We start from the raw sequence: 10,012 nt of genomic DNA, 5'->3' as shown, positions 1-10,012 counted from the left end.
AGGATAGAATCGATAGGGGACATCAGCATTGTTTCCTTTAGACAGGTTCTTCGCAAAAACAAGTCTAATGAATGCTGGTCGTCCCCCGTTTATGATGTAGAGCCGCTTTTTGTTATCCAGCCAGTTTTGGGAGCGTTCTTGCTGTTTCACGCAAGTGTGGGTATCGATGTTGAGTGCGCCTGCTGTTTTCGCGACGGTGCGTCGCCGGCGTTAATGCCATAACTTCTTTGAGATGGCGCACTTCGTCAGTGGGGCTGCGGCCGAACTGACGCTTGAACTCGCGGCTGAATTGCGAAGGGCTCTCATAGCCCACCTGCTCGGCTGCACTGCCCGCGCTTATTCCATTGCGTATCATCATCATACGGGCTTGATGTAGGCGTATCGCTTTGATGTACTGAATGGGCGAGGTCGCTGTAACGGCCTTGAAGTGCGCATGAAAGGCGGGTACGCTCAGGTGCGCTTCGCCAGCCAGGGTGGCGACATCCAGATCGAGATCGTACTGGGTATGAATGCGCCTGAGTACCTTTGCGATACGGCCAAAATTTGTACCTTGCTGAAAGGCCGCTCGCAGAGACCCGCCCTGTTCGCCGATGAGCACGCGATAAGTGATTTCGCGATATATGGACGGTCCGATCAATTTAGCTTCGAGCGGCGACGTGAGCGCTTCCAACAAGCGTAGCGTGGCGTCTTGCAGTTTGTCGTCCAGCCTTGTGGCGTAGAGTGTAGCCGGTACCGAGTGGGGCGATTCTTCAGCTTCGATGGCCACGGACAACTCCGCTGTAATGCTCGGGTCAATACGTAAGGTAATGCCCAACATCGGCTCTGCTTCGCTGGCGTGTGTCTCTGTAGTGAAGGGTAAAGGTACCGAAAGTACCAGATAGTGTTGCGCGTCATAGACGTATAACTTGCCCCCGTGCATGCCTTGTTTACGACCCTGCAGCACGATAACGATGCTCGGCTCATACAGAGCCTGAGTGTGTGTCAACGGGCGGTTGCTGCGCATTATCGTGACGCCATTGAGCAGCGTCTCGGTGTAGCCCTCTGCAGGGGCGAGCTGCTTGGTCAATGCGACCATCCGCGCTAATTGGGTTGCCATATTCCCCTCGTATTCGCGTCATTGGCAGGTGTAGAGGATGATAGCAAAGCGTCAAGGAATAGGCGTGCCTGGTACTTAAAAGCGAGCAGGAAAATAGGTTTAGGCAAACATCGAATAGAAACGAACCTTAGCGAGAGGGCCCCTTTTCCGTAGCATGACGGTCATGGCGCGACAGGCATCGTGCTTGATTCAGGACCGAACCGTCTAACTGCCAGAGAGGGCTACCCATGAGTACTAAACCAGGAAAAATCATTCTGCTGACGGGCGCGAGCAGTGGCATAGGCGCGGCCTGCACCACCTATCTCGCGAGCCAAGGTCATCAACTCGTGATAGGGGCAAGGCGTAGCGATAGACTCGAACGTCTTGCCGCGGAGATACGCGCAAAGGGCGGCCGGGTCGACGTTCACGCGCTTGACGTCACGCAACGTGCCAGTGTGCAGGCCTTTGCTGATGTGGCGCTCGCGCGCTACGGACACATCGATGTCATCATCAACAATGCCGGTGTGATGCCGCTGTCGCCGATGAGCGCAATTAAGGTCGATGAATGGGACCAGATGATAGACGTGAATATTCGCGGCGTCCTGTATGGCGTTGCAGCCGTACTGCCGTCGATGACGGCGCGCGGCAGCGGGCAAATCATCAACATTTCGTCGATAGGTGGCTTGTCGGTCGTCCCGACGGCGGCGGTGTACTGCGCCACCAAGTACGCGGTACGCGCCATCTCTGACGGATTGCGTCAGGAGAACGACAAGCTGCGAGTGACCTGCGTTTATCCAGGAGTCGTCGAGTCGGAGCTGGCTGACACCATCACGGACGAGGTCGCCGCCCAAGCGATGAAGAAGTTTCGTGAAATTGCCTTGAAGCCCGAGGCCATTGCAGCCGCTATCGCGCATGTCATCAATCAGCCCGACGGCGTCGACACCAGCGACATCGTGGTGCGTCCCACCGCGAGCGCCTGACTGCACCGCTCGCCTACCTGACTGAAAAGGAAATCTTATGAAAACACTCAAGCTCGTGACGCGCAGCGTGCCGATGGCGCTGGCGATGGTTCTCACTCTGGCCACAACCGCGATGGCCGATACGGGCGATCTGCAAGCTCGACGCGATCAGGGTAGTGCCGTGATAAAAAATTGAATCGAGGCAACAGCCAACCGGTGCTGGAGGCCATGAGAAGCGAATTCCCGTTTTTGGCCGATGCCACCGAGGCCTACGCCTTGGGTGATGTTTGGGGCCGCACAGTACTGGACGATCGCACCCGGCAGATTGCCGCAGTCGCTGCGTTCGCCGCGATGGGAGAGACCGGCATGATGAGTGTGCACGCCGGGTATGCCCTAAACATTGGCGTTCCTGCTGAGGAGCTCAAAGAGGCGATCTATCTTGTGACAGTCACTTCAGGCTTCCCGCGGGCTATCGCCGCATCTCAGGCGCTGTCCAAAGTGATCGCACAGCATGCCGTCACGCCCGGAGGTAAGCAAAAATGACTCCATGCCACGACGGATCGTTGCGGACTGGCGTCTCGCTGATTCGGGACTTTGCCGTAGGCGCGCTGGCATTGATAGTGGCTGCGGTGGGCCCGGGCGTGGCGCAAGCCACCTCGACGCCTTCAACACAGGAGAGTCGCAATGCGTCTTTGATCGCGGATTCATTCGACAAGTGGACCAGAGGCGAAGGCAGTATGTTTGATCTGCTGTCGGATGATGCGAATTGGGAAGTGGCAGGTGTCAGCCCGGTATCAAACGTATATGAGTCCAAGCGTGCCTTGGTCGAGCAGGCGGTGCAACCCATTCACGCCCAACTGTTGGGTTCGATCACGCCTAGAGTCAGGCATATCGTGGCGCAAGGCGACCAGGTCGTCGTCATTTGGGATGGCGTTGCCACCGCAAAGGACGGGACTTCCTACGAGAACACGTATGCGTGGTATCTGACGATGGCCAATGGTCAGGTCACCGGAGTCCTCGCGTTTCTCGATACCTGGAATCTCGACAGATTGATGCGCAAGCCCTGAAACGAGCGCGCATATCGATATTTACTTTTTATTCGGATAGGGTGCTGCGACACGCACTCTGTATGGGAGTCGTCATGAAAAATTTGAAAGCCTTTTTCCTCACCGCCGTCATCAGCTTTGGATCGTACGCCCAGGCACAGCCCGGCGAATCGGACGATCGTGAGCCCCACCGCGCAAACGTCTGCAACGCAATCGAGGACGATAGCGAACAACCGGTGATCCGAGCCTGCCAAAATGGGCCCGGCAAAACCACGAGTCAGGTACGCGAAGAGCTGTTGCAAGCTAAAGCGGCTGGACTGGTCACATTCGGCGAGTTGGACTACCCGCCCTCAGCGAAACCTATGCGCTGATGCGGGCCGACGTGGGTCGGGAGCATGGCGCGGGGAGGCGGCCGTCGTTCTTTGCTTCCGGGCGCGCGCCAGAATATCAGGCCGCGCCTGGCCCCATTACAGCTCGCCCTCCTACAGGTCTTCATGTCGCGTGCTGTGACCCGACAAATCGGGGTCTGACCGAGATTGCTCAAGCGTTGCAGCGCTTTCAAAAGCGCCCCGAGATCACATTGAATACTGCCTAAGCCATGTATCAGCACACCCGTGATGGATGGCGCTTCATTGATCTTGGCGTCGGTCATGGATGTCCGCCACGCGGCTGATTAACCAGCAGAACTGGCTCTGACCCAGAGAATTGGTTTGGATCAGAAGGAACGATCTCCGGTTCGAGCGCGCACTTCAATGATTGATGTCTTGGTTCCGCCTCAGCGCTTCGATTAGCAGTTGTGCTCCGTGTGAGAGCGACGCGCCTTTTCGCGTGACGAGCTCGTAGGGCTCACTGCGGGAGGCCAGCTCCAGCGAAAGGATGCATGTCATGTCGTGGCGCGCGAAAAACTGCGCGACGTCGATGGACACGAGAGCGACGAATGACGGATTGCTGCGCAAAATCGCCAAAGTGGCGAACACGGAAGTCGTTTCGAGCAGATGCCTTGGGAAGGGAATTTCGGCGTCCCGAAACTCGCGCTCGAGAAGCAGGCGCATCGGCATGTTGGCGCGATACACCACCCAACGATATTGCGAGAGATCATGTAGCGTAAGGCGCTTCTCACGCCTGAGTGGATGCTCCACGTTGGCAACCACCGCGAGTGTTTCGTCCTGTAGCTTGAGCGAATCGTAAATTTGTGGCGTTTGGCTGATTGTCGTACGGCAGATTGCGAGATCTAGACGGCCCACGTCGATCAGGCTTAGCAGGGCTGCGCTGGTGTCTTCCACGATCTCCACCGACAGCTCCGGGTTGAGCGCCGTGATCGCATCGGTGAGGAGCGGCACGGCGCCCATGATGACCCCGACCGACACCCGCCCTCCCTGGATTCCCACCATCTCCTCGCGCATCTGCGATAGCTCGGTGTAGATCACGCGCGCATAACGGATCGCGCAATGCCCGGCCTCATTGGGTTCGAGCCCGCGATTGGTGCGCTTGAATAGTGGCGTGTTGAAGGTGGTTTCGATTTCTTGTAATGCCTTGCTGGCGCCCGGCTGTGTCAGTGCCACTTGCTGCGCGGCTTTGAACAGGGATCCGTGGTCACCGAGCGCGATCAATAGCCGTAGTTGCTTCAGGTGCAGTCGGGAGACGATGGAATTGAGCGGTGGAATCATGGGTTGAAGAAAAGTTATACCCGTATCAGATCTTCTCAATTACTGCGCGGCAACCTTTTTCCTATACTGGGTCCACGCAGACATTTCAGGCGTCACAGAGCAGCATGAGTCCAAACGGTCGGGCAACCTACGCCACGGCGCTGTTTTCATCGATTCATTCATTATAACTAAAGCTTATTGCCATGCCTCTTATCAACTACATCACGCAGATTCAGTTCGACTTCGGTGCTGTCCGTTTGCTCAAGAGTGAGTGCGAACGCGTGGGCATACGCCGACCCTTGATCGTCACGGATAAGGGGGTGCGCGCCGCAGGCATTATCGATACCGTGCTCGAAGCGCTAGCCGGCGCCGTGCCCGCAACGATCTACGACGGCACACCGCCGAACCCGAACGAGGCAGCCGTGCGCGAGGCCGTGGCGGTGTATGAGGCCGGTGCGTGCGATGGCATCATCGCCGTGGGCGGTGGGTCCTCCATTGACCTGGCCAAGGGGGTGGCTGTTTGCGCAACCCACGACGGTCCGCTGCAGCGCTTCGCTGTGATCGAAGGCGGCGCGGCAAACATTACCGCGAAAACCGCGCCGGTCATCGCGGTCCCGACGACGGCGGGGACCGGTAGCGAGGTGGGCCGTGGCGCGATCCTGATTCTTGACGATGGCCGCAAAGTGGGCGTGCTCTCGCCGTTCGTGGTGCCGCGCGTTGCGATCTGCGATCCTGAACTGACATTGGGCTTGCCGAGTGCGTTGACGGCGGCAACGGGTATGGACGCCATCGCGCATTGCATCGAAACGTTCCTGGCCCCGTCATTCAATCCGCCTGCGGACGGAATCGCGCTAGATGGGTTATGGCGCGCCTGGCGGCATATCGAGCGTGCCACGCGAGAGCCAGGTGACCGTGTCGCGCGCATGAACATGATGAGCGCGTCGATGCAGGGCGCGCTCGCATTCCAGAAGGGTCTGGGTTGCGTGCACAGCCTGAGCCATTCGCTTGGTGGCATCAATCCGCGACTTCATCACGGCACGCTGAACGCGATCTTTCTGCCGGCTGTGCTCGCTTTTAACCAGGAAGCGCCTTCCGTGCGCGACGAGCACAAGCTCGATCGCATCGCGATGGCCATGGGTCTGAGCAATGGCAATGAGGTGGCTTCATCGGTGCGCGCGATGACGCAGCGCCTGGGCTTGCCCACTGGGCTTGCACAACTGGGCGTTACGCCCGCGATGTTTCCGGACATCATCACGGGCGCGCTCAAGGACCATAGCCACAAGACCAATCCGCGCGAGGCGTCCGAGGCGGATTACCGCGCCATGCTTGAAGCCTCGCTTTGAGGCGCGCGGGTGGCAGGGCCGGGATGCGCGGCGCTGGCGCGCACGTGCTTTTCGACGGTGGGCATTCGAAGGGGCGAGTTACCCCATTGAGGAAATGGAAATGGACATCGCAGGAAATCTATTGATTGGCCAGAGCGCGCGACGCGGAACCAACGGAGTGTCGTATGCATTGGACGCGGCAAGCGGCGATCGCCTCGAACCCGGTTTCGGCGGCGCCACGCTTGAGGATGTGGACGACGCTTGCCAGCTCGCATGGTCCGCATTCGATCGCTTCCGCGAAACGAGTTTGCAGGCCCGGGCGGAATTCCTGGATACGATCGCCGCCAATATTCTCGCGTTGGGCGACAGACTCATTGAGCGCTGCGTGGCCGAGTCGGGGTTGCCGCGCGCACGGATCGAAGGCGAGCGTGCACGCATGGTTGGGCAACTGCGCATCTTTGCGGACGTGGTGCGTACCGGCGACTTTCTTGAAGTGCGTGTGGATCCTGCGCAGCCAGAACGCAAGCCGCTGGCACGCCCCGATCTGCGCCTGCGGCATATTGCGCTCGGGCCGGTCGCGGTGTTTGGGGCCAGTAATTTTCCCCTCGCCTTTTCCGTTGCGGGTGGCGATACGGCAGCCGCCTTCGCCGCGGGTTGCCCGGTGATTGTCAAGGCGCACTCCGCGCATCCCGGCACATCCGAACTGGTGGGCCAGGCCATCCGTCAGGCCGTTGAGGACTGCGGTATGCCGGCGGGGACTTTCTCGCTGCTGTTTGGTAGCGGCCGCGAAATCGGGCAAGGTCTCGTGCGCGATCCGCGTATCAAGGCCGTGGGTTTCACGGGTTCGCGCGCTGCAGGAACGGATCTGATGGCTGTCGCCGCTGCGCGTCCCGAGCCGATTCCCGTATATGCGGAAATGAGCAGCATCAATCCGGTGCTTCTGTTTCCTCATGCGCTAGAGCGGCGTGGCGAAGCCATTGCCCAGGCATTCGTGCAATCGCTGACGCTGGGCGCTGGTCAATTTTGCACGAACCCCGGGTTGATCCTGGCAGTGCGAGGGCCAGCGCTCGACCGGTTCGTGGCTGCGGCATCGGAAGCATTGGTTCGTACGCCGGCCGCAACGATGCTCACACCGGGCATTCACCGCGCCTTCGAAGCTGGCATAGCGAACTTCTCTGCGCATCCGCAGGTGCAAACGGTGGCGCGCGCGCAGCCGGCTGCCGGCGCGAACCAGGGACAGGGCGCGCTCTTTTCGACCACCGTCGAGGCGTTTCGCGAGCACGCCCTTTTGCGGGAAGAGATTTTCGGCGCGGCTTCACTGATCGTAAGTTGTCCCGATCTGCAAGCCATGCAAGAACTGATGGAATCGTTGGAGGGACAACTGACGGCGGCACTGCATCTTGATGAGGCGGATTATCCGGCAGCGCGGTCGTTCCTGCCAGTTCTGGAGCGGCGTGCGGGGCGGTTGCTTGTCAATGGTTTTGGCACGGGGGTGGAAGTCTCGCATGCGATGGTGCACGGCGGACCCTATCCATCCACGGCCGATGGTCGCTCGACTTCGGTGGGAACCCTCGCCATTCGCCGTTATTTGCGGCCGGTCTGCTATCAGGACATGCCCGAGGCATTGTTACCCGAGGCGCTAAAGGCAGCTAATCCTTGGCACGTCGCTCGTCTCGTCGATGGAAAGATCGAGCTTGCGTAGCGTTAGTGGCCCTGCCACACAGTAAATACGCTGGCGCGCACGCCAGCAAGAGGAGGCTATGACATGGAGAGAGGGACATCAAAAGAGGGCGTGACGTTTAACCGGGTAGCAATCGTGACCGGTGCGAGCACGGGAATCGGTCGAGCCACTACGCGTGCATTGCTCGACGATGGATGGTGCGTAGCGCTGGCCAGCCGCCGCGAAGACGCGCTTAATGAAGTGGTGCATGAGTATTGCGAAGCCGGGGGCGAGAAGGCTCGGGCAATCGCGGTGCCCACTGACGTTTGCGACCCGGCATCGGTGCAGCAACTGTTCGATGTTACGCGGCAGACGTTCGGCCGACTTGACCTCCTTTTTAATAACGCGGGCCTGGGCGTGGAAGGGGTGTCGGTAGAGGCATTGTCCATCGATCGGTGGAAGCAGTTAATGGATGTCAACGTGACGGGGACGCTGCTTTGCACGCAGGCTGCGTTTCGACAGATGCGCGCACAAAGCCCTAGCGGCGGGCGCATTATCAATAACGGCTCGCTCTCCGCGCACGCGCCCCGATTGCATTCAGCCGATTACACCGCCAGCAAACACGCGGTCCTCGGCTTGACCAAGGCTTGCGCGCTGGACGGACGCCAATACGGCATAGCGGTTTGTCAGATTGATTTCGGCAACGCGCAGACTGACATGACCGCAAAGATGGGCGCCGGCACACTTCAAGCGAACGGTGAACGTGCGCTTGAGCCGGTGATGGATGTGTCGCACGCGGCGCGTTCGGTCGCCTACATGGCAAGCCTGCCTTTGGACGCCAACGTTCAGTTCATGACGGTCATGGCGACCGCAATGCCTTTTATAGGGCGTGGTTAGCGCGAGCAGGTGTAGCCGTTGGACGTGGGTTGTTATAAGCAGCACTACAAGACAAATGGGAGACACAAAATGCAAGCATCATTGGTGGCGGGTGAACAGCCCGTCGATCAGCTCGACGAGGCCAGAATTCTTAACAAGGTCAGTTGGCGTATTGTTCCGTTAATTCTCGCCTGTTTCGTCGTCGCTTACCTGGACCGAGTAAATGTCAGCTTCGCCAAACTGCAGATGCAGTCGGATATCGGCCTGAGTGAAGCTGCCTATGGTCTCGGTGCCAGTGCTTTTTTTGCCGGCTACCTGCTATTCGAAATTCCGAGCAATGCCATTCTGGTGAAGGTGGGTCCGCGTCTCTGGATCGCGCGGATCATGGTTACGTGGGGCATCGTCTCGGCCGCGATGATGTTCGTGCGCTCGGAAAATTCGTACTACTTCTTGCGTTTCCTGCTGGGTGTACTGGAGGCAGGTTTCGTGCCGGGCGTGCTCTATTACTTCACACGGTGGTTTCCCGCCGAGCGACGTGGACGAATCAACAATCTGTTTTTCGGCAGTATCGCGTTGTGCGGCATTATCGCGGGGCCGGTTTCAGGCGCGATTCTCAAGTTCTTCGATGGGGTGCAGGGCTTGCCGGGTTGGCAATGGTTGTTTCTGCTGGAAGGTGTGCCGTCGATCTTGCTCGGCGTGATCGTGCTGCTGGTGCTTGACGATCGCGTCGAGGATGCGAAGTGGCTGACACAAGACGAGAAACGGCGCCTGAGTGAGATCCTGGCGCGCGATCCCCAAGTCAACAGCACGCATTCGTTCGCCGCGGCGCTGAAGCGGCCAGTCACGTACCTGTTCTCGCTGATTTATTTCGGGCTGTGCATGGGCATCTATGGGTTTTTGTTCTGGATGCCACAGCTAATCAAGACAGCGGGCACCGATGATCCGTTCATGATCGGCCTGATTACGTCGCTGCCGTACGTCGTCGCGTTGGTGGGCACGATTTTGTTGGGCAGGACCTCGGACCGTACGGGTGAGCGCCGCTGGCACCTGACCGGATGCGCATTAGCGGCGGCAATCGGCTATGTGCTCAGCGCGGCGTACGGAAATAACACGATGATTCTCGTCATTGGCATGATGATCGCGGCAACCGGCGTGATCGCATCCTTTGGCATTTTCTGGATTTTCCCGGCGCGCGTATTGACGGGGGCGGCCGCCGCTGCGGGTGTGGCGCTCATTAACTCGATCGGTCAGATCGGCGGGCTCATCGCACCGTATATGGTGGGGAAGGTCAAGGAGGCAACAGGCAGCGCATCAATGGGTCTCTATACGATCGCACTGACCTGCGCGGTGACGGCTTTACTCATTGCCTATGCGATACCACGCAACATTCGCTTCCGCGATGGCGGCACGCAGCGACGATAGATACCG

At 59.1% G+C, this 10,012-nt stretch carries 11 protein-coding genes; 9 read left to right on the top strand and 2 right to left on the bottom strand.

The genetic code is table 11. The features are described 5' to 3' along the window. Positions 1 to 112: 112 nt before the first annotated feature. The gene (locus GOQ25_RS13490) at positions 113 to 1,075 is read right to left on the bottom strand and encodes an AraC family transcriptional regulator (RefSeq protein WP_160351001.1); all 963 of its coding nucleotides are present in this window, start codon (positions 1,073 to 1,075) and stop codon (positions 113 to 115) included. 248 nt (positions 1,076 to 1,323) lie between these two features. Here GOQ25_RS13490 and GOQ25_RS13485 point away from each other — a divergent pair, with 248 nt between their 5' ends. The 5 genes from GOQ25_RS13485 (at position 1,324) to GOQ25_RS13470 (ending at position 3,451) form a co-directional block, all read left to right on the top strand. Continuing rightward, positions 1,324 to 2,055: an SDR family oxidoreductase gene (locus GOQ25_RS13485; protein ID WP_160351000.1), complete on the top strand. Its 732-nt coding sequence runs from the start codon at positions 1,324 to 1,326 to the stop codon at positions 2,053 to 2,055. Between the two features lie 37 nt (positions 2,056 to 2,092). Beyond that, the gene (locus tag GOQ25_RS19400) at positions 2,093 to 2,230 is read left to right on the top strand and encodes a hypothetical protein (protein ID WP_202109453.1); all 138 of its coding nucleotides are present in this window, start codon (positions 2,093 to 2,095) and stop codon (positions 2,228 to 2,230) included. Positions 2,231 to 2,262: 32 nt separating this feature from the next. Beyond that, positions 2,263 to 2,577, top strand: coding sequence for a carboxymuconolactone decarboxylase family protein (locus GOQ25_RS13480; RefSeq protein ID WP_202109452.1), 315 nt, complete (start codon positions 2,263 to 2,265; stop codon positions 2,575 to 2,577). Further along, a complete protein-coding gene (locus tag GOQ25_RS13475; protein ID WP_160350999.1) occupies positions 2,574 to 3,101 on the top strand; it encodes a nuclear transport factor 2 family protein in 528 nt (175 codons plus the stop codon). Before GOQ25_RS13480 ends, GOQ25_RS13475 begins: the two co-directional genes overlap by 4 nt. Before the next feature lie 74 nt (positions 3,102 to 3,175). Continuing rightward, the gene (locus GOQ25_RS13470; RefSeq protein WP_236844292.1) at positions 3,176 to 3,451 is read left to right on the top strand and encodes a DUF4148 domain-containing protein; all 276 of its coding nucleotides are present in this window, start codon (positions 3,176 to 3,178) and stop codon (positions 3,449 to 3,451) included. 378 nt (positions 3,452 to 3,829) lie between these two features. Here the strand turns inward: GOQ25_RS13470 and GOQ25_RS13465 are convergent, their stop codons facing one another. Further along, on the bottom strand, positions 3,830 to 4,747 hold the full coding sequence (locus GOQ25_RS13465; protein ID WP_160350997.1) for a LysR family transcriptional regulator: 918 nt from the start codon (positions 4,745 to 4,747) through the stop codon (positions 3,830 to 3,832). Positions 4,748 to 4,929: 182 nt separating this feature from the next. On the opposite strand from GOQ25_RS13465, the gene GOQ25_RS13460 reads away from it, so the two are divergent. From GOQ25_RS13460 to GOQ25_RS13445, 4 genes are all read left to right on the top strand, one after another. Beyond that, a complete protein-coding gene (locus GOQ25_RS13460) occupies positions 4,930 to 6,069 on the top strand; it encodes an iron-containing alcohol dehydrogenase (protein ID WP_160350996.1) in 1,140 nt (379 codons plus the stop codon). Between the two features lie 100 nt (positions 6,070 to 6,169). Further along, complete coding sequence (locus tag GOQ25_RS13455; protein ID WP_160350995.1) at positions 6,170 to 7,750, top strand: aldehyde dehydrogenase (NADP(+)); 1,581 nt, start codon at positions 6,170 to 6,172, stop codon at positions 7,748 to 7,750. 63 nt (positions 7,751 to 7,813) lie between these two features. Next, a complete protein-coding gene (locus GOQ25_RS13450) occupies positions 7,814 to 8,605 on the top strand; it encodes an SDR family oxidoreductase (RefSeq protein WP_160350994.1) in 792 nt (263 codons plus the stop codon). A gap of 69 nt (positions 8,606 to 8,674) precedes the next feature. Then, positions 8,675 to 10,006, top strand: coding sequence for an MFS transporter (locus GOQ25_RS13445; RefSeq protein ID WP_160350993.1), 1,332 nt, complete (start codon positions 8,675 to 8,677; stop codon positions 10,004 to 10,006). Positions 10,007 to 10,012 lie beyond the last annotated feature (6 nt).

The sequence above is a fragment of the Bordetella sp. 15P40C-2 genome (genome assembly GCF_009763235.1).
In the GTDB taxonomy this organism is placed as follows: domain Bacteria; phylum Pseudomonadota; class Gammaproteobacteria; order Burkholderiales; family Burkholderiaceae_B; genus Bordetella_A.
The sequence above is the reverse complement of the archived record's forward strand: the minus strand, read 5'-3'. Positions and strand labels throughout refer to the sequence as shown.